At 69.0% G+C, this 18,830-nt stretch carries 21 protein-coding genes; 6 read left to right on the forward strand and 15 right to left on the reverse strand.

Annotated elements, in window-relative coordinates:
• Nucleotides 1-2: 2 nt before the first annotated feature.
• The 6 genes from BJY18_RS36945 to BJY18_RS17520 form a co-directional block, all read right to left on the reverse strand.
• On the reverse strand, nucleotides 3-743 hold the full coding sequence (locus tag BJY18_RS36945) for a hypothetical protein (RefSeq protein WP_246458900.1): 741 nt from the start codon (nucleotides 741-743) through the stop codon (nucleotides 3-5).
• Nucleotides 744-774: 31 nt separating this feature from the next.
• Entirely contained in the window at nucleotides 775-1,635 is an 861-nt protein-coding gene (locus BJY18_RS17500; protein ID WP_184780993.1) for a RecB family exonuclease, read from the reverse strand.
• 78 nt (nucleotides 1,636-1,713) lie between these two features.
• Entirely contained in the window at nucleotides 1,714-2,343 is a 630-nt protein-coding gene (locus tag BJY18_RS17505) for a MarC family protein (protein WP_184780994.1), read from the reverse strand.
• Between the two features lies 1 nt (nucleotide 2,344).
• Nucleotides 2,345-3,208: a PHP domain-containing protein gene (locus BJY18_RS17510; protein ID WP_376774682.1), complete on the reverse strand. Its 864-nt coding sequence runs from the start codon at nucleotides 3,206-3,208 to the stop codon at nucleotides 2,345-2,347.
• 67 nt (nucleotides 3,209-3,275) lie between these two features.
• The gene (locus BJY18_RS17515) at nucleotides 3,276-3,836 is read right to left on the reverse strand and encodes a PH domain-containing protein (protein ID WP_184780996.1); all 561 of its coding nucleotides are present in this window, start codon (nucleotides 3,834-3,836) and stop codon (nucleotides 3,276-3,278) included.
• 21 nt (nucleotides 3,837-3,857) lie between these two features.
• Complete coding sequence (locus tag BJY18_RS17520; RefSeq protein WP_184780997.1) at nucleotides 3,858-4,028, reverse strand: hypothetical protein; 171 nt, start codon at nucleotides 4,026-4,028, stop codon at nucleotides 3,858-3,860.
• A gap of 170 nt (nucleotides 4,029-4,198) precedes the next feature.
• Here BJY18_RS17520 and BJY18_RS17525 point away from each other — a divergent pair, with 170 nt between their 5' ends.
• A complete protein-coding gene (locus BJY18_RS17525) occupies nucleotides 4,199-4,624 on the forward strand; it encodes an NUDIX hydrolase (RefSeq protein ID WP_184780998.1) in 426 nt (141 codons plus the stop codon).
• A gap of 418 nt (nucleotides 4,625-5,042) precedes the next feature.
• On the opposite strand, the gene BJY18_RS17530 is transcribed toward BJY18_RS17525, so the two are convergent.
• Together BJY18_RS17530 and BJY18_RS17535 are read right to left on the reverse strand one after the other, a co-directional pair.
• Nucleotides 5,043-6,188 (reverse strand): DUF2332 domain-containing protein, encoded by a 1,146-nt coding sequence (locus BJY18_RS17530; RefSeq protein WP_376774762.1) that lies wholly within the window; start codon nucleotides 6,186-6,188, stop codon nucleotides 5,043-5,045.
• A 34-nt stretch (nucleotides 6,189-6,222) separates the two neighbouring features.
• Complete coding sequence (locus BJY18_RS17535; protein WP_184781000.1) at nucleotides 6,223-6,726, reverse strand: MaoC family dehydratase; 504 nt, start codon at nucleotides 6,724-6,726, stop codon at nucleotides 6,223-6,225.
• Between the two features lie 324 nt (nucleotides 6,727-7,050).
• Between BJY18_RS17535 and corA the strand changes: the two genes are divergently transcribed.
• From corA to BJY18_RS17550, 3 genes are all read left to right on the forward strand, one after another.
• On the forward strand, nucleotides 7,051-8,139 hold the full coding sequence (gene corA / locus BJY18_RS17540) for a magnesium/cobalt transporter CorA (RefSeq protein WP_184781001.1): 1,089 nt from the start codon (nucleotides 7,051-7,053) through the stop codon (nucleotides 8,137-8,139).
• Nucleotides 8,140-8,337: 198 nt separating this feature from the next.
• A complete protein-coding gene (locus BJY18_RS17545; protein WP_184781002.1) occupies nucleotides 8,338-9,042 on the forward strand; it encodes a metallophosphoesterase family protein in 705 nt (234 codons plus the stop codon).
• A complete protein-coding gene (locus BJY18_RS17550) occupies nucleotides 9,039-9,881 on the forward strand; it encodes a chromosome partitioning protein ParB (protein ID WP_184781003.1) in 843 nt (280 codons plus the stop codon). The genes BJY18_RS17545 and BJY18_RS17550 overlap by 4 nt, the downstream gene beginning before the upstream one ends.
• Nucleotides 9,882-9,959: 78 nt before the next feature.
• Here the strand turns inward: BJY18_RS17550 and BJY18_RS17555 are convergent, their stop codons facing one another.
• Nucleotides 9,960-11,462 carry an MFS transporter gene (locus BJY18_RS17555; RefSeq protein WP_184781004.1) on the reverse strand — a complete coding sequence of 501 codons (1,503 nt, stop codon included), beginning with the start codon at nucleotides 11,460-11,462 and terminating at the stop codon, nucleotides 9,960-9,962.
• Nucleotides 11,463-11,580: 118 nt separating this feature from the next.
• Here BJY18_RS17555 and BJY18_RS17560 point away from each other — a divergent pair, with 118 nt between their 5' ends.
• The gene (locus BJY18_RS17560; RefSeq protein WP_184781005.1) at nucleotides 11,581-12,261 is read left to right on the forward strand and encodes a TetR/AcrR family transcriptional regulator; all 681 of its coding nucleotides are present in this window, start codon (nucleotides 11,581-11,583) and stop codon (nucleotides 12,259-12,261) included.
• Nucleotides 12,262-12,353: 92 nt separating this feature from the next.
• Here BJY18_RS17560 and BJY18_RS17565 read toward each other — a convergent pair whose 3' ends face one another.
• A complete protein-coding gene (locus BJY18_RS17565) occupies nucleotides 12,354-12,548 on the reverse strand; it encodes a PspC domain-containing protein (RefSeq protein ID WP_184781006.1) in 195 nt (64 codons plus the stop codon).
• 216 nt (nucleotides 12,549-12,764) lie between these two features.
• Here BJY18_RS17565 and BJY18_RS17570 point away from each other — a divergent pair, with 216 nt between their 5' ends.
• Nucleotides 12,765-13,664 (forward strand): hypothetical protein, encoded by a 900-nt coding sequence (locus BJY18_RS17570; RefSeq protein WP_312873871.1) that lies wholly within the window; start codon nucleotides 12,765-12,767, stop codon nucleotides 13,662-13,664.
• Between the two features lie 40 nt (nucleotides 13,665-13,704).
• Here BJY18_RS17570 and BJY18_RS17575 read toward each other — a convergent pair whose 3' ends face one another.
• From BJY18_RS17575 to BJY18_RS17595, 5 genes are all read right to left on the reverse strand, one after another.
• Nucleotides 13,705-14,880 (reverse strand): ABC transporter ATP-binding protein, encoded by a 1,176-nt coding sequence (locus tag BJY18_RS17575; protein ID WP_184781007.1) that lies wholly within the window; start codon nucleotides 14,878-14,880, stop codon nucleotides 13,705-13,707.
• A gap of 3 nt (nucleotides 14,881-14,883) precedes the next feature.
• On the reverse strand, nucleotides 14,884-15,726 hold the full coding sequence (locus tag BJY18_RS17580; RefSeq protein ID WP_184781008.1) for a carbohydrate ABC transporter permease: 843 nt from the start codon (nucleotides 15,724-15,726) through the stop codon (nucleotides 14,884-14,886).
• Nucleotides 15,726-16,673: a carbohydrate ABC transporter permease gene (locus BJY18_RS17585; protein ID WP_312873872.1), complete on the reverse strand. Its 948-nt coding sequence runs from the start codon at nucleotides 16,671-16,673 to the stop codon at nucleotides 15,726-15,728. Before BJY18_RS17585 ends, BJY18_RS17580 begins: the two co-directional genes overlap by 1 nt.
• Entirely contained in the window at nucleotides 16,670-18,004 is a 1,335-nt protein-coding gene (locus BJY18_RS17590) for an ABC transporter substrate-binding protein (RefSeq protein WP_184781009.1), read from the reverse strand. The genes BJY18_RS17585 and BJY18_RS17590 overlap by 4 nt, the downstream gene beginning before the upstream one ends.
• A 282-nt stretch (nucleotides 18,005-18,286) precedes the next feature.
• Entirely contained in the window at nucleotides 18,287-18,808 is a 522-nt protein-coding gene (locus BJY18_RS17595; RefSeq protein ID WP_184784677.1) for a YflT domain-containing protein, read from the reverse strand.
• Nucleotides 18,809-18,830 lie beyond the last annotated feature (22 nt).

An 18,830-nucleotide genomic window follows, 5' to 3' on the forward strand; every position in this document is an offset into this window, starting at 1 on the left:
ACTCAGAGCAGCCAGAGCACCGTGAGCGCGACTGCCGCGACCACCAGCACCGCGGCTCCGGCGAACCCGGCCACCCGGCCGTTCCGCCGGTCCGCGACCCGCTGCAACAGCAATGCGGCGACCGCTGCGACCGGGTGTCCGACCAGCAGCGGTACGCCGGGGCCAGGCGCGCCATTGGCGAGACACGCCACGCCGACACCCAGCACCCCGACCGCCAGCACAGCCAGTCCTGCCGCGACCGAGCCGGTGAATCCGCGCCACCGCCGGCCACGCGCTTTTCCTTGCACCGCCGCAACGCCCTGCCGCGGCTCCTCCGCCGGAACGATCCGCGGCAAGTCCGCTGCCGAACCGTCCCGTCGCGGCTCTTCTGCCGGGCTGTCCCGCCGCGGCTCCTCCACCGGATCGATCCGCCGCGGCCGCGCTTCCTGCCCGTGGTCCGTCCCGTCGGGAGCGTCCCGGACACCGCGCGCTCGCACGCCTTCACCGCTGCGCACAGCAACGCCGAGATCGGCCGCGGGCGCCACAACTCCCCCTGCGCCAACGACTCCGCCCGGTAACGCATCCTCCACTTCGACGGCTTTCGCCACCGCGTCACGAGACGAACCTGCCGCCGCACCGGAAACCTCGGCCGCGCCGACGCCATCCGGCTCGGCCGACCGGGAAACGCCGTCTCGCCGCTCCACAATGGCCGGGTCGGCGGGATGCGGGACGGCGGCCAGTGCCTCGGTGTCGGATGACGCCACGGTGTTCGGGTCCAATCGTCGTCGCGGGTGGCTACGGTGCGAGCAGGTCCCAGGGCTGCGCGGCCGGGCCGATTTCCCGGCCCACGGCGCAGCTCGGGCGGAAGTCGCACCAGGAGCAGCGGCGCTCGGGCCGGGCGGGGAACAGCACGTCGCCGTCTCCGCCCGCGTCCAGGGTATCGGTGGCCAGGCGCAGATCTCCGGCGGTCTGTTCGGCGCGTTCCAGGTGCCTGCGCAAGGTTTCCGGGGTGTGCTCGGCCGCCGCGACCGTGCCGGTGGGCAGGTGGTGCAGCTCGACAGTGGTGCACGGCAGACGCAACGTGCGCGCCGACGCCACCGCGTACATGGCCAGCGCCTGCGAAGCCCGCGCCTCGTGTTCGTCGGGGGCACGCCGCCCGGTCTTGTAGTCCACCACGACGAGTTCACCCTGCCGCTGGTCGATCCGGTCGGCCCGCCCCTCGATGATCATCGACGGCCGGCCGCCGGACGTGCTGACCGGCGCGGACACCCACCGTTCGAGGCCGACCGGATCCTCGCTCACGTCGTGGTCCTCGACGTACTCCGCGACCCAGCCCTTCGCCCGCGCCCGGTACCGCGCGGCCTGCTCGTCGTCCGCGAAACCGGCGTCCTTCCAGTGTTCGGCGACGAGCGCCATCGCCCGCTGCGGGGTGCGCTTGACCACCGGCAGGTCGAACAACGCGCGCAAAGCGTTGTGTACCACCGCACCGAGGGTGCTGTGCGCCCACGGCCCGGTGCGCTGCGGCGTCGGCCGATCCAGGTAGGTGAGCCGATAGCGGCGCGGGCAGTCGTCGAACGTGCTCAGCCGCGCCGGCGACACCTTGGTGAGCCGCTGCGGCTGCTCCACCCCGAAGTCGAACCCCAGTTGTTCCTTCACGACACCCCCATCCGGTTCGCGCCCCACGCTACGCACCACCACCGACACTTTCCGGAGCAGGGCGCTCGGCAGCGGCCGCTATCCCGCGCCGGAGATGAAGCCCTTCACCGAATTCGCCACCAGTTCCACCGCGATCGCGGCCAGCAGCAGACCGGCGATCTTCGCCAGCAGGGTGATGCCGCTTTCCTTGATCAGCCGGATCACCACCCCGGAGAACCGCATGCACGTGTACAACACGAAGTGCACGGCGATGATCGCCAGGCCGAGCGCGATGTAGGCGCCGAGGTGCCCGTTGGCCTGGCGGACGAACACGATGGTCGCCGCGATGGCACCGGGACCGGCGAGCAGCGGCGTGCCGAGCGGGACGAGGGCGACGTTGACGTCGTCGGCCGCCTCGGGTTCGCTGCCGTCCTTGCCGGTCAGCAGTTGCAGTGCGATGAGCAGCAGAAGCAGCCCACCCGCGCCCTGCAGCGCCGGGATCCCGATGCCGAGGTAGGCCAGGATCGCCTGCCCCGCCACCGCGAACAGCGTGATGACCAGCAGCGACACCAGGACCGCCTGTCGCGCAGCCTTCACCCGCACGGCCATCGGCTTGCGGCCGACGAGGCTCAGGAACACCGGAACCGTACCGGGCGGGTCCATGATGACCACCAGCGTGATCGTGGCGCTGATGAACAGCTTGGCGTCGAAGAAATCCGCGAAGGCCATCTCAGCCCTTCACGACCTGGTACCCGCTCGCCCGGCCCACCAGCTCCTCGAACTGGTCCGGTTCGGTGGTTTCCTGGCCGAGCGCGATCGTCTTGTTCGTGCCGTGGTAATCGCTCGAACCGGTGTGCACCAGCCCGAGCTCGGCCGCCAGCTCACGGGTGCGCACCCGGGTGTCCGGATCGTGGTTCGGGTGCTGCGCCTCGACCCCGGTGAGGCCGCGCCGGGCCAGGCCGGCCAGGGTGTCTTCGCTGATCGTGGCGCCTCGGCTGTAGGCGAACGGATGCGCGATCACGGTGACGCCGCCGGCCGCCGCGATCATGTCGATGGCCTCTTCGACCGGGGTGTCACGCCGCGCCACGTAGTAGCCGCGGCGGCTGCTCAGGTAGTGCGCGAACGCCTCGTCGACCGAATCGACGAGACCGGCACGCACGAGCGCCTGCGCCAGGTGCGGGCGCCCGGCCGGCGAGTCGGCGGGCAGCAGGCCCATGATCTCGTCCGCGTCCACCGGCAGGCCGTCCGCGGCCATCCGCTCGGCCATCGCCCGCAGCCGGGTGCGCCGTTCGGCACGCAGGCGCGTCTGCTCGGCCACGAGCGCGGGCGCGGTCGGATCGAACAGGTAGGCCAGCAGGTGCACGCTGATCCGGTAGCCGGTGTCCGGGTCGACCGACACCGTGGACAGCTCGGCGCCGGGGACGAGGGTGAGCCCGGCGGGCAGCGCCGCGGCGGCGGGTTCCCATCCGGCGGTGGTGTCGTGGTCGGTCAGCGCGACCACGTCGAGACCGGCGCACGCGGCGGCGCCGACGAGCTCGGCCGGGCTGTCGGTACCGTCGGAGGCGGTGGAGTGGGCGTGCAGATCGATGCGCATCGGACCCATTCTCGACGATGCTCCGGCCCGCACTGCGGCCGGGACCTGGGACGACGAGCCGCTCCGGTCAGCCGACCAGCTTCTTGCCCCGCGCCGCGCGCTGCGCCTTGATCATCGAGAACCGTTCGGCCTGCTTCTGCTTGTCGCCGAAGACGAGCTCGGAGATCGTGTCGTAGAACTCCTCGGGCCGCGGCAGGTAGTCGATCCGGTTGAGCGCCTGGATCTGCCCGGCGGACTCGACGACCATGGTGCCGTAGCCGAGCATCCGGCCCCAGGCCGAACGCTGGTAGGTGAGGTCGGTGACCTTGCTGATCGGCATCATCAGCACCTTCGTGGTGAACACGCCGGTGGTCATCACGAACCGCTTGTCGGTGACGACCAGCCGCTCGACCCACCACTCGACGACCACGTAGGCGAAGCGCAGCACGACCACCAGCGCGACGTACCACAGGATGTTCTGCACCACCCACATCGACGGCGGGAGCAGATAGGAGATGAGGACACAGACCGCCAGCAGGGCAGCCGCCTCGAAGGTGTCCCAGAGCAGCACGGACCAGTGCCGGCGGATCCGGATGACCCGTCGTTCCGTGTCGAGGAGGTACTCGTCGGGGTCGCGTGGCGCGAACATGGGTCCAGGGTATCCCCGGCGTCAGTTGAAGATGCTGCTGACGAACGTGATCACCGATTCGGCCGAATTGCGGAGGAAGTCGACGACGTTGCCGACGAGCCCCGCGGCCTGGCCCGGCTGGGCGATCACGAAGAACAGCACCAACGCGATACCCACGAGACCCGCAAGCTTCTTCGCGTTCACAGCGATCAATCCCGTCTCTTACGTGGCACCCGGAAACTGACTTTCTACGTTGTACCGCACTGACCACCCGCGCGGGAGCAAAGTCCCGCGCATGGGTCAGCAAGGCGCTCGAAGTGTACCGTACGGCTACTCTCCGTGTACAGCTTCCCGGAAAGGCAGGGGTGGGCTACCTTCGCCGGATGGCGCACCTCGAACGCTGCGTCGGCGGCATAGTGGTCGACGACCTGGGCAGACTCCTGCTCATCCAGCGTGGGCACGACCCCGGCAAGGGGCTCTGGTCACTGCCCGGCGGACGGGTCGAAAAGGGCGAAACGGACGCCGAAGCAGTGGTCCGGGAGCTGCGTGAGGAGACCGGTCTCGACGTGACTCCGCACACACTGATCGGCGCCGTCGTCCGCGGTCACTACGCGATCAACGACTACGAATGCACGGTCTCCTCCGGCACACTCACAGCCGGCGACGACGCCGCCGACGCACGCTGGGTCGATTCCGCCGAACTGGTCGCCATGCACACGGCCGGCCGCTTGACGGAGAAGCTTTTCGTGACTTTGCGTGACTGGGGTGCCCTGCCCCGGACGTGCCCCCGCGACGCCCATTCCGGATAGCACCCGGGTACCCGCGTGAATCATCGGACGCATTGCCGATCAGCGGATCCCGGAATCGACGCCATGAGCACCGAGAATGCGGCCGGGGCGGTATTCGGTATCAATGCCCGCGCATGAGTCCGCGCCACACGGACACCGGCACGGCGACCGTCGAGCGTGACTGATGGGGTGAATGTGACACACGTTACACAGGGTGTCAGCCGGATTGGCGAGGGTTGGCAGGGCTGCCCGGCTCGCGAGCGCAGGGCGGTCGACGCAAGGCGGTCGACGCAGGGCGGTCGACGCAAGGGGGACGGCGGCTCACCGACGCGAGGTGGCCGCGCAAGGTGGTCGGCGCAGGGCGGCCAGCGCAGCTCACCGACGCGAGGTGGCCGCGCAAGGCGGTCGTCGAGGTCCCGCGTCGCCGGGGGGCGGCGGTTCAGGCGGGTAGCCAGGTCATCCGCTGTCCGTGGGGCGTGGTCCGCGCCAGTGGACGGGCCGAGGGCTTTCCCTCCGACCACGTCGTCAGGCCCAGTACTGCCTGCAGCGGGTCGGACGGCGTCGAACCGGAGCCGGAAGCCGCACCCGCACCTGATGGGCCCGAAGCCAGGTCCTCCCGGCCGGGAAGGACGAGTTCCAGTCCCGCCCGGTAGAACTCCTGGCTGACCCACCACACCGGCCGTTCGCCGGCAAGGCGGGTCAGTTCGGTGACGAAATCCGCCCTGCGGTCGCCGAGGTAGGCCAGGGCGTGGCTGGTCAGCACGACCAGGGGCAGCTCCGCCGGCACCGTGGCGGCGGCGGTCGCCAGGTCGGTCACCGCGTCGCCGGCCAGCAGGTTCGGCGCGTGTTTGCGTTGTTCGGCCGCCGCGGTGCGCAGCAGGCGGATCCGGTCCACCTGGTCGGCCCACACGCACGCTTCCAGCCAGGCGAGCTCGTCCTCGTCGGACAGGTCCACGGGCGCTCGGTCCAGGCCGGTGCGGGCCGCCACGGCCACCTTCTTCGGCAGCTTCGGCAGCACGCCGCCGGGGGCCAGGTCCAGTGCGCAGTGCAGCCCGACGGCGGCCTTCGCCGGGCCGGCCACCAGCTGTTCGCCGCCATCGCACTGGTAGCGGTAGGCGAAACGGTCCAAACCCAGCAGCAGACCCGCACTGCAGCCGACCTCCAGCAGGCCGATCTTGCCGCCCGCTTCCTTCGCCGCCGCGGCCACCGCCGGATAGACCAGCGCGGCGCGCCGGACCTCGTTCGTCTGGGTGTACCTCGTCGCGATCAGTTCCCGTGCCCGGTCCGCGCGCTCCAGCAGGAACGAGCGGAACAGCGGCCAGGTCTCCGTGTCGACACCGTCGAAGCCGCCCACCGACGGGTAGTACCGCGACAGCGGGTGGATCGGATCGGCCTGGATCAGCCGGTGCGCGACGGCCAGCAGCAGATTGGCGCGCGCCTCGCCACCGCGGGCGTCGGCGAGCAGGGCGGCGACGTCGTCGTCTTCGGCCGCCTTCGTGGCCAGGTGCTCATACAGCGGGGAAACGCCGCGCGCCTCCGTCTCGGCGAACGTACGCAGGGACTGCTTGATCTTCTCCAGGGCGATGGCCACCCGTGCTCCTCTTTCCGCTGCGGCCCGGTCACTCGTGCGGGATCGGACGGCCGGGCTGCTCGCCGCCGCGAGCGTCCCCGTAGGACTGCTTCGGCACCATCACCTTGCGCCGGAAGGTGCACACGATCGTGCCGTCCTGGTTGTACCCACGGGTCTCCACGTACACCACCCCGCGGTCGTCCTTGGACTTCGACGGGGTCTTGTCCAGCACCTCGGTCTCGCCGTAGATGGTGTCGCCGTGAAATGTCGGCTTCACGTGTTTCAGGGACTCCACCTCGAGGTTCGCGATGGCCTTCCCGGACACGTCCGGCACCGACATGCCGAGCAGCAGCGAGTAGACGTAGTTGCCCACGACCACGTTCCTGCCGAAGTCGGTGGTCTCGCCCGCGTAGTGCGCGTCGAGGTGCAGCGGGTGATGGTTCATCGTGATCAGGCAGAACAGGTGGTCGTCGTATTCGGTGACGGTCTTGCCGGGCCAGTGCTTGTACACCGCGCCGACCTCGAACTCCTCGTAGTACCGCCCGAATTGCACCGTCCGCCTCCTGTCCGGGTGACACCTGACGAGCCAGGTGCGACACGCATTCGTGGTGAGGAGTACCCTCGACCATCGGTGTTCGTGGGTCAACACGACCCCCGTCACTCCGCACGCCGCGGCGTGCCCGATCGGAAGGAGGTGAGGAACCGACCATGAGTAGTGGTGATAGTCCGCTCCCTAGTAGTCCCCGCGTTCCCGCCTCGCCGGCCGGCTCCTTCGGCACCTGGTAGGCGTTCCGGGAACAGCGGTGCTGCCGGACGGACACCGCGGTCCGCCTGGCCGTCGTCATTCGCGTTCCACGACGTCAGCCCAGGAGTAATCATGCCTGCCATTCCCTCGCTCGGCGGCCTTCGCGGCCGCGGCGGCAACCGTGCCAAGGCCGCCCTCGGCCGGCCGATCCCGGTGCCGCTCTCGGCGTACGTCGTCGACTGCGCGGTGTACATCGAGGGCAAGCGGCTGCCCGGTCGCTGGACCCACGCCGAGGCGATCGCCGAGGTGCGCAAGCAGCACGCCGGGTTCGTCTGGATCGGGCTGCACGAGCCGGACTCCGAGCAGATCCAGGGCATCGCGGAGACGTTCGGGCTGCACGAGCTGGCGGTGGAGGACGCGCTGGAGGCGCACCAGCGGCCGAAGCTGGAGCGCTACGACGAGACGCTGTTCCTGGTGCTGAAGACCGTCCGCTACGTCGAGCACCAGTCGCCGACCACGGCCAACGAGATCGTGGAGACCGGGGAGCTGATGGTCTTCCTCGGCCGCGACTTCGTGATCACCGTCCGGCACGGCAACCACTCCGGTCTCGCCCGGCTGCGCCGCGATCTCGACGACGACCCGGAGCGCCTCGACCTGGGCCCGGCCGCGGTCGTGCACGCGATCGCCGACCACGTGGTCGACCACTACCTGGAGGTCACCAGCCGGATCGAGGCGGACATCGACGAGATCGAGGCACAGGTGTTCGCGCCCCGCTCGTCGGTGAGCGCCGAGCAGATCTACCTGATGAAGCGGGAGGTGCTCGAGCTGCGGCGCGCGGTGATGCCGCTGGCCACCCCGGTCTCCCGGCTCGCCGAGGGCTACACGCGGCTGGTGCCGGACGAGGTCCGCTCGTACTTCCGCGACGTCGCCGACCACCTGGCGACGGTGTCCGAGCGGGTGGCCGCGTTCGACGAACTGCTGAGCACCCTGGTCGATGCCACGGTCGCGAAGATCTCCCTGCAGCAGAACACCGACATGCGCAAGATCACCGCCTGGGCGGCGATCATCACCGTGCCCACCATGATCGCGGGCATCTACGGCATGAACTTCGACTACATGCCCGAGCTGCACTGGCAGTTCGGCTATCCGATCGTGGTCACCGTGATCCTCGGGATCTGCCTGCTGCTGTACCGAATATTCCGGAAGAACGGCTGGTTGTAGCCGCCCCCGCGGTCCCCGTTTCTTGTTTTCCCGGTAGCCGGACAGGAGTATCCCCATGTCTCGTTTCCTGACCAACCTCAAGTTCTGGGCGGTGACGCTCACCCTCGCCTGGATCGTCGGCATCGTCGCCGTGATCGCGGCCAACCCCGGGTTCGCGCACGGCATGAACTGACGCGCGCAGGGGCTTACCCTGGGCGGATGCCGAAGGCGCTGGTGGTGGCGGACGAGGTCGACGAGCGGCTCTGGACCGCGGCGGTCGCCTCGCTCGCCGTCGACCTCGTCATCGGTGCCGGTGATCTGCCGTACGAGTACCTGGAGTTCCTCGCCACCGCGCTCGACGTGCCGTGCGTGTTCGTGCCCGGCAACCACGATCCGGACCTGAGCGGCTACACCCGCTACGGCGGACTGTCCATGAAGGACGGTTTTCCGTCCGAGTGGCCCGGCCCGGCGGGCGGGGTCGACGCGGACGGCCGGGTGGTCGACGTCGCCGGGCTCCGGTTCGCCGGGCTCGGCGGGTCGATCCGTTACCACGACGGCCCGAACCAGTGGACGCAGCGCCAGCAGGCCCGCCGAGCCAGAAGGCTCGAACGCCGCGCGCGGTGGCGCCGCCGGCGTGACGGACGGGAGGTCGACGTGCTGCTCACCCATTCCCCGCCGCGACACCTCGGGGACCGCGAAGACCCACCACACCACGGTTTCTCGTGCCTGCACCGGACGATCGAAACGCTGCGGCCGCGGTGGCTGCTGCACGGCCACATCCATCCACACGGCGAGCCGGTGCCCGACCGGGTGGCCGGGCACACCCGGATCCGCAACGTGGTCGGTCACCAGGTCCTCGACCTCACGCGGCCCGGCTGCCCCGCCGCGGACGGCGGGGTGGCGATCCGGAGGTACCCGCGATGACCAGGCCCACCGGTTTTCCCCGTGCCGACGCCGAAAACGACTTCCTGCGCGCCCGCCGCAGGCAGGTCCTGTCCCGGCTGTCCACCTGGCTGCGTCGGGAACCCGACGACGTCAACATCATGCTGCCGTACCAGGAGGTGGTGGACGCGCTCGGTTACGCGGGGGAATCCCGGCTGGGTCTGCGAGTGATCACTGTGGACTCGATCGTGGGCACCGTGGACCGCAGCCGCGATTTCGACCGGCGGTTCCGCCCGACCACCGGACGGGTCCGGCAGCGCTGGGAGCGGCTCGCGCTCGCCGCCCGGCGCGGCGAGGAGATTCCACCGATCGAGGTGTACCGGGTGGGCGAACTGCACTTCATCGTCGACGGGCACCACCGGGTGTCCGTCGCGCTCGCCCAAGGACTGTCCACCATAGAAGCGTATGTCACGGTCGTGCGGACCACCTTGGACCCGAGCGGCATCCGCTACCGCGGCGACCTGATCGTGAAGGACTATCGCAGGCTGTTCCTGGCCAGGGTCCCGCTGACCGGTCACGCGCGGGCGTCGGTGATCGTGTCGGACCCGTGGGATTACGCGCTGCTCGGCGAACACGTCGAAGCCTGGGGCTTCCGGCTGATGCAGGACGAGAACCGGTTCACCGGCCGGACGGAAATCGCCCAGCGCTGGTTCGACGAGGAATTCACCCCGGTGGTCGCCATGCTGCGGCAAGCCGACCTGATCGGCGAACGCACCGAGGCCGAGGCGTACCTGTGGGTCGCCGGCGAACGCTACCGGCTGATCCGCACCCACCGCTGGGACGACGAGGTACTGACCACACTGCGTGGCCGCCACCAGTGACCCTGACGCAGTCTGTGAAGGTCCCCTCCAGAAACTTGAGTTCCGTCGAGGGGACCTTCACGGACTCTTGGCCCCGAATTACAGATGCACCGTGGTCGTCGTCGGATGGTGCTTCGGGACACCTGGGCGAAGCAGCAGTCCGGTGAGGACTGCGCCGGCCGCGAAGATCGCTGCGGCCCAGGTGAACGCTGTCGCGTAGCTGTGTACCGCGGCCTGGGCCGCGAGTTGCGGCGTTGCCGGGTGACTGGCCACAAAGGACGCGGCGGCGTTGCTCGCCAGCGTACTCAGCAGTGCGGTTCCGATGGAGGCCCCGATCTGCTGCATGGTGTTCACCGTCGCCGAGGCGACACCCGCATCGTGCTCCGCGACGCCGAGCGTCGCCACGCTGATCGCCGGCGCCATCGACAGGCCGATGCCCACGCCCATCAGCACGAGCGGGCCGAGCACGCCGCCCACGTAACCGGTGTCCGGGTCGATGGCGCTGAGCCAGAACATCCCGGCGGCGGCGATCACCATTCCGGTGGGCACCAGAGGTTTCGGCCCGAACCGCGGCAGCAGCCGGCTGCTCGCACTGGTCGCGGCCACCATCAGTGGGACGACCATCGGCAGGAAGCCGAATCCGCTCTGAATCGGGGTGAAGTCCAGGTTCTGCTGCAAGTAGAACGTCAGGAACAGGAAGATCGAGAACATGCCGATCGCGATCAGGAACATCGCCAGGTAGGAACCACCGCGGTCCCGGTCGAGCAGCACGCGCAGTGGCAACAGCGGATGCCGCACCCGCTGCTGCAGCACCACGAAAACGACCAGCAACAGCATTCCGGCCAGCAGGAAACCCCACACCGAAGCCGAACCCCACGAATCCCGTTCCGCGTTGGAGAAGCCGAAGACGAGCGAGAACAGGCCGGCCGACGCGGTGAGCGTGCCAGGCAGGTCGAGCTTCGGCCGCGGACCGTCGGGCTCCTGGCGGCGCAACAGGACCGCACCGCCCGCGAACGAAACAACCGCGAAAACGACGTTGACGAACATGCACCAGCGCCAGTCGAGGTACTCGGTGAGCACGCCGCCGAGCAGCAACCCGAGCGCGGCACCCCCGCCGCCGATCGCGCCGAACACACCGAACGCCCGGCCGCGTTCCTTCGGATCGGTGAACGTGGTGGTGAGCAACGAAAGCGCGGCCGGCGCGAGCAGCGCCCCGAAGACACCCTGTGCGGCACGGGCGACCAGCAGCATCTCGATGCTGCTCGCGGCGCCACCGATCGCCGACACCACGGCGAAGCCGGCGAGCCCCACGAGGAACGTGGTTTTGCGGCCGAACAGATCCGCGAGGCGGCCGCCGAGCAGCAACAGGCTGCCGAAGGCGAGAGCGTACGCGGTGACGACCCACTGACGGGCGTCGTCGGAGAAGCCGAGGTCGGCCTGTGCCGAAGGCAGCGCGATGTTCACGACGGTCGCGTCGACCGCGACCATCATCTGGGCCAGGCCGATCATCACGAGGATCAGCCATCTCCGGGAGTGGTGGGCGTTCGCGGCGGCCGGCTCGTCCGCCCCCGGACGATCGAGCGTGGGTGTGGGCTCGGTCATGTCATCCCTTGTGCAGAGTGGTCACAACGTTATGTGGAGGAGGCACCTCCCCTTACGTCGGCCACCGTACACAAGAAACGGAGGTGGTGTCTCGACTTCTTTTGGTAACCTGGACGCCATGACATCCGACGCTGGTCCGGCCGCGGCGGCACGGCCGTTGCGGCGCGATGCCGAACGCAACCGGCGGCGCATTCTCGAGGCCGCGCGCGAGGTGTTCGGCCGCCGCGGCCTGGAAGCGACGCTGGACGACGTCGCGCAGCACGCGGGTCTCGGCGTCGGCACCGTGTACCGCCGTTTTCCCAGTAAGGAACACCTGGTCGAGGCGATGTTCGCGGAACGACTGGACGCGATGGCCGACCTGGCGCAGCAGGCACTGCAGGTGCCCGACCCGTGGCAGGGCTTCGTCGGATTCGTGTGGCAGACCGTGGAGCTGCACTCCCACGATCGCGGGCTGCGCGAGGTCATGCTGTCCACGGCGTTCGGTCACGAGCGCGTCGCCGAGGCGAAAGCCCGGATGGTGCCGTTGATCACTCAGCTCGTCGAGCGGGCCCAGGCTTCCGGCCAGCTGCGGGCGGATGTGGTGCCGACCGATCTGACGCTGTTGCACCAGATGGTCGGCGCGGTGTCCGAGTACATCGGGCACGTGGAACCGCACGTGTGGCGGCGTTGCCTCGCCCTGCTGATCGACGGCCTGCGCACCGAAGCCGGCCCGCTGAGCGAGCTGCCGAGTCCCGGGCTGGCCGCGGACGCGATCGAACAGGCGATGGGCACCTGGCGGCAACCGCGTAACCACAGCTGAGGCGGCCGCCTTAGCCGCGAGCAGCGCGCGCTGCAGACGGAAAAGCCGGAGCGGTCCACCTGGTCCGCTCCGGCTTTTCGCTCGTCAGTGGTTCATTCGCTGGGCATGATCGCCCAGAGGATCAGGTAGGCGACGAACTGCGGGCCGGGCAGCAGGCAGGACAGCAGGGCGATGAGCCGCATAGTGCCCGTCTTGATGCCGAAGCGGCGGGCCAGTCCGGCGCACACTCCGCCGATCATGCGGTCCCCGCGCGGCCGGCTCAGCCGGTGAGTGACAGGTACGGTCATCTTCGTTCCCCTCCAGGTGGTTGCGTGCCTCCATGGCATCACGTGCGGGCGGGGTCGCGCATCGCTCCCGGGAGCTATCCGGGCCCCTAGGGGACGGGCGGAAAACCCCGGTACCGGCTCCGGGTTTTTCCGCCGACCAGCGGTGATGACGCAGCGAAGTGTGGGATTTCCCGATCCGGGCTGGCGTTTTCCCGCCTGATCGCGATACTGCACCCCGTGCGTACCCCATTCGGAGCCGTCGCCCTCGGCGCCGCGCTGCTGCTGGCCGGTTGTTCGACGGCGCCCGCGGCGGCTCCCCCGAGCTCCGAAGCGCCCGGTCCGCTCACCGCGGTGAGCGCGCTCGGGGACCTCGGCACGCTCGACTACTGCAGTCTCCTCGACCCCGCCCTGCTCGAGGGCAGCACCGTCGCCACGCCGGACTCGTCGTTCACCGACTGCCAGGCCGACCTCGTGCAGAAGGGCCGCCGGGGCTCGGTGACGATCGGACCGCCGGCCGCCGACCGTGATCCGAACCTGCGGCAGTACGCCTATCCCGGTCGGCTGCCCGACGGGATCACCGTGCGGCAGACCGGCTTCGCCCCGGAGCAGGCCTGTGCCCGCGCGATCATCTTCGCCGACGGGACACGGCTGCCCGTGTCCGTCTCCGGCGGCGACCCCGCGGCCCGGTGCGGCGGTGCGGACGCCGTCGTCGGCGGAGTGCTGGCCGCGCTGACCGGCAACGGCGTGCGGCACGTGCAGTTCCCCGACCGGTCCTGGGGCCGCGTCGACTCGTGCGCTCTCCTGCAGGGCCACGACCTCGCCCCGGCGGCAGGCGCTGGCACCGAGACGTCCGAAGGGATGACCGGGCACTCGTGCATCCGCGGCACCGTCAGCGTGGACTTCGCCGTGGTGAAGCAGGCACCGGCCGGGCCACCGGAGACCCTCGGCGGCCGGACGGCCCGGGTCGCCACCGACGGCGCGTTCTGCCGGGCCCGCACCGTGCAGCCCTCCCCCGCCGTGGCGGGCCGGGCCGAACAGGTCACCGTGAGCGTGGTGGACACCACCGGCTCCGGTGGTGACGCCGCCTGCGCCGGCACGCGCACCGCCGCCGCGCTGGTGTTCGCGAAGATCCCGTGACCGTGAAGGCCTCCTTTTCCGCAAGGAGGCCTTGACGGCGTCATCCCCGGTAGGTGAGGTTCTTCCCGCTCGCCGGGTCGAACAGCTTGATCTTCTCGACGTCGAACCACATCCGCAGGTCGCTGTTCTCGGTGACCGGGGACTCGGCGGAAAGCCGTGCCACGATCAGCGATTCCGCACCCGGAACGTCCGCCGAACCGCTGTCCGCGGCCAGTTCCGCCAACTCGGCCGACGAAGCCACCTCACCGTCGACAGTGAAGTGGGCGAACTTCTCCGAACCCATCGACTCCAGCACGTCGACGTGCGCGGTGAAGGTGGCCCCGGTGTGCGCGGAGTCGACCAGCGACGCGTCCTCGAAGTGCTCCGGACGCACACCCATGATCACCTCGCGGGGCGCGTTCGCCTCCTCCGCCGTGCGGCGGAGCCGGTCCGGCAGCGGCGTCGTACCGAGCGCACTGTGCAGCTCACCGTTTTCCAGCGTGGCCGGCACGAAGTTCATCGACGGCGAGCCGATGAAGCCCGCCACGAAGAGGTTCGCCGGGTTGTCGTAGAGGAACTGCGGCGAGCCGATCTGCTGCACGTAGCCTGCCCGCAGCACCACCACCCGGTCGCCGAGGGTCATCGCCTCGGTCTGGTCGTGTGTCACGTACAGCGTGGTCGTACCCAGCTGCTTCTGGATCTTCGACACCGACGTGCGCATCTGACCGCGCAGCTTCGCGTCCAGATTGGACAGTGGTTCGTCCATCAGGAACGCCTTGGGGTTGCGCACGATCGCCCGTCCCATGGCCACCCGCTGGCGCTGGCCACCGGACAGGTTGGCCGGCTTGCGGTCCAGGTGCTGGGTGAGGTCGAGGATCTGTGCCGCCTCCTCGACCTTCGACCGGACCGTCCCGTCGTCCACTTTGGCCAGCCGCAGCGGGAAGGCCATGTTCTCCCGCACACTCATGTGCGGGTAGAGCGCGTAAGACTGGAACACCATGGCGATGTCCCGGTCCTTCGGCGCCTTCTCGTTGACCCGCTTGCCGTCGATGCGCAGTTCCCCGCCGGAGATGTCCTCCAGCCCGGCGACCATGTTGAGGGTGGTCGATTTCCCGCAGCCGGACGGGCCGACCAGGATGATGAACTCGCCGTCGGCGATGGTGATGTCCACTTCGGACACCGCGAGCGCACCGTCGGGGTAGCGCTTGGACACCTTGTCGAGAACGATTTCAGCCATGCCTCAGCCCTTCACCGCACCGGACGTCAGCCCCGCCACGATGCGACGCTGGAAGAACAACACGAACAGGATGATCGGGACGGTGATCACGACCGCGGCCGCGCTCACCTGCCCCGTCGGATCCTCGAACTGCGAGGAACCGGTGAAGAACGACAGCGCGGCCGGCACCGTACGCGACGATTCGGTGGACGTCAGCGAGATGGCGAACAGGAAGTCGTTCCAGCAGAAGATGAACACCAGGATCGCCGTGGTGAACACGCCCGGCGCGGCCAGCGGCGCGATCACCTTGCGGAACGCCTGCGAGGGCGTCGCCCCGTCCATCTTCGCCGCCTTTTCCAGCTCCCACGGGATTTCCCGGAAGAACGCGGACAGCGTGTAGATCGACAACGGCAGCGCGAACGTGATGTAGGGCAGGATCAGTCCCGGCCAGGTGTCGAAAAGGCCGAGCCCGCGTTCGATGTTGAACAGCGGGGTGACCAGCGAAACCTGCGGGAACATCGCGATCAGCAGGGAAAGCCCCACCAGCAGCTGTTTGCCCGGGAACTCCAGCCGAGCGATGGCGTAGGCGGCCATCGTGCCGAGCACCACGGCGATCACCGTGGAGATCACCGCGATGCCGATCGAATTCACCAGCGCCCGGATGAACTCGGTGGTCCGGAAAATGTCGGCGTAGTTCTCGAGCGTCCATTCCTGTGGGATGAAACTGCCGTCGGTCAGGGTGTCCTTCGTCTTGAACGAAAGCGACACCACCCACAGCACCGGGACGATCGCGAACACCACCACGAGAATGTCCAGCAGGCTCCAGCGGATCTTGCGGCCGGTCGTGACCGCACCACCCATGACCATCAGCGCTTCCCCCCGTTGTCCGAACCCGGTGCCGCCGTGCCGAACACCTTGATGAAGATGAACGCGATGATCGCCACCGTGATGAAGATCAGCACCGCCATGGTGGAGCCGATACCCAGGTTGAGCCCCTTGACCAGGTTGTCGTAGGTCTGCATGGACACCGATCCGGTGTCCTGCGCGCCATTGGTGAGCACGTAGATGTTGTCGAAGATCCGGAAGGCGTCGAGCGTGCGGAACAGCAGCGCGACCAGGATCGCCGGCTTCATCACCGGCAGCATCACCTTGGTGAAGCGCTGCCACGCGGACGCACCGTCCATCGACGCGGCCTTGAGCAGGTCGTCGGGCACCAGCGCCAGTCCGGCCATCAGCAGCAGCGCCATGAACGGCGTGGTCTTCCACACCTCGGCGAGAATGATGATGAACAGCGACGGCCACTGGTCGGTCAGCGGCGCCGCGTCGGAGGCCAGCAGGTTCGCGAGGTAACCGGTTTTCGGCGTCCACGCGAAGTACCACGAGAACGCCGCCACCACCGTGACGATGCCGTACGGGATCAGCGCGACGGTGCGCACCAGACCGCGGCCGACGAGCGTGCGGTGCATGATCAGCGCCAGCGCCATGCCGAGCACGAACTCGATCACCACCGACACCACGGTGAGGAACATCGTCGTGCCGAAAGCGGTCCACCAGTAGGAGTTCGTGAGCACCGCGGCGTAGTTGGCGAAGCCGATGAACTCGTGCTGCGCCGGGAACCGAAGATCGTAACGCTGCAACGACAACCAGATCGAGTACACGATCGGATAGCCGGTGACCGCGATCATCACGAGAAACGCCGGGGCACACAACCACAGCCCCAGCCGTCGTTCCGCCTTTTTGCCTTCCGACAGCTCGGTTTTCCCGGTGCGGCGGGTCGCCGGCGCGGCTTCGGTCGAGGAGTCCTGGACGGTCACGGGATCACCCCCTTCGACTGGAGCGCGTCATCCAGCTGTTCGCGCAGCTTGTCCGCGGTCGCCTGCGGATCGATCGCGGACGGCGGCGACAGGACCTTCGACATCACCGTGGACGCGTTCTGGTACGCCGGCGAAAGCGGACGCAGCGCGGCGGCCTTGAGCGCATCGAGAATGGTGTCGCGCATCGGGTACTTCACGGCCATGTTCGGGTTGTCCGTGGACGCCGGCTTCGCCGGATCGAGCGGCACGTCGTCGTGGTAGACCGATTCGATGGTCGGCGGCACCCCGTCGTTGATCGCGGAGTACTTCTGGTTTTCCGGGCTGCGCAAGCACAACGCCGCCTCGAACGCCTCCGGTTTGTGCTGCGAGTAGGTGCTCACCGCGAGGTCGTAACCGCCGATCGTGGTCTTGGCCGGCTGGCCGGCCTTCGCCTCCGGGTAAACCGCCCATTTGAAGTGCGCCAGGTCGTCCGGGTTCTCCTCGGCGTAGGAGGCGTAGACGAACGGCCAGTTCAGCTCGAAGGCGGCGTCCCCGCGCTGGAAGGTCTGCCGGACGTCGTCCTCCTTCTGGTTGGTCAGCGACGGATCGGTGATCCCGGTCGAGGTGACCTCCTTGAGCAGCCGCAACGCCTCCACCGCACCCTGGTCCATCACCACGGACTTGCCGTCGTCGGAGAGGATGTGCCCGCCGAGCGATTCGACGAGCGTGTTGTAGACGACCACCAGGCCCTCGTACTGCGCGCCGGTGAAGACCACGGAGTACGGCTTGTGCTCGCTTTTCAGCTGCTGCGACATGCGCATCATCTCGTCCCACGTCTTCGGCGGACGCGGGGTGATGCGATCGTCGTACCAGAGCAGCTGGATGTTGGTGTTCTTCGGCGCCGAGTACAGCTTTCCCTGGTAGCCGGCGGTCTCCAGCGGGCCTTCCAGCACCCCGGCGGACGCGGCTGCCTTGTTCTGCCCCGTCCACTCCTGCGCCCAGCCGGCCTCGGCGAACTCCGGAACCCAGGTCACGTCGAGACCCAGCACGTCCATCGAGGTGTCCCCGGCGGCGAGCCGGCGCGCCATCTGGATCCGCTGGTCGTCGGAACCGCGCTGGAGCTTGTTGTAGACGATCCGGTACCGCCCGGCCGCCGCCTTGTTGCAGTTGTCCACCACGTCCTGGAAATGGTCCTCCGGCGCGTAGTAGACGTTGACCGTGAGCCCGGAACCGGAGGAGCATCCGGCGATCAGCCCGGTACCCACCAGGCCGGCGGCCAGCAGCGCCGCCGACCGCGCGGGTGCTCGCCCCGCCCCGCCGGGCTGCTGCCCACCCGGACGTTTCTTCCCCATCGAAGCCTCCTCAGGCCGCGTGCACGCCGCGTTTCCGCGACGCCCCCAGGCAGCCACGATGCCGCCGACCGACCGGTGTCGGACAACTTATGCCGGGGGATCACCCCCCGCAAGCAGTGGCGGTAACGATTCAGCCCAGTGCCGGACGAAACGCCGGAATGGTGGCGGGCGCGCGGAACCGGATCGCGACAGTACTGCGCCGCGCACAAAAATTCCTCAATTGTCCGCCGCGACTGTTCAAGTGCGGCGCGGATGGTCCGGGTGGGTGACGGGCCGGCTCGCTCAGGCTGTCGCCGGCGGCCGCAGTGCCAGCTTCGCGAGCAGTTCCCGGCCCTGTTCGGCGGTCCGCGGCTGGCAGAGCACGTCGTACCGGCCGGCGACGAGCTGGCTCGCCGAGGAGAAATCGCGGCGGCCGCGGGACATGCCGTAACCGATCGCGGCGAACAGCAGCCCGAAAAGCACGCCGAGGACGAGCCCGGTGACCAGCTGCAGAGCGAACGCGCCCTGTCCCGCGAACATCCCGAGCAGCAGTCCGGCGAACAGGCCGAACCATGCGCCGGACATCGCCCCCGCGCCGAGCACCCGTCCCCAGGACATCCGGCCGATCACCCGTTCCACCAGCATCAGGTCGACGCCGACGATGGTCACGTCGCTGACCTCGAACTCGTTCTCCGCGAGGTAGTCCACCGCCTGCTGCGCTTCGCGGTAGGTGCCGTACGAGCCGATCGGCCACCCGGTGGGCGGCGTCGGGAGCCGCGGCGGCCCTGCCGGGCGCTGACCGCTAAGGGGACTGCTCACCATCATCACCTGCGCACTCGTGGGCGTC

It is taken from the genome of Amycolatopsis jiangsuensis, from assembly GCF_014204865.1.
In the GTDB taxonomy this organism is placed as follows: Bacteria; Actinomycetota; Actinomycetes; order Mycobacteriales; family Pseudonocardiaceae; genus Amycolatopsis; species Amycolatopsis jiangsuensis.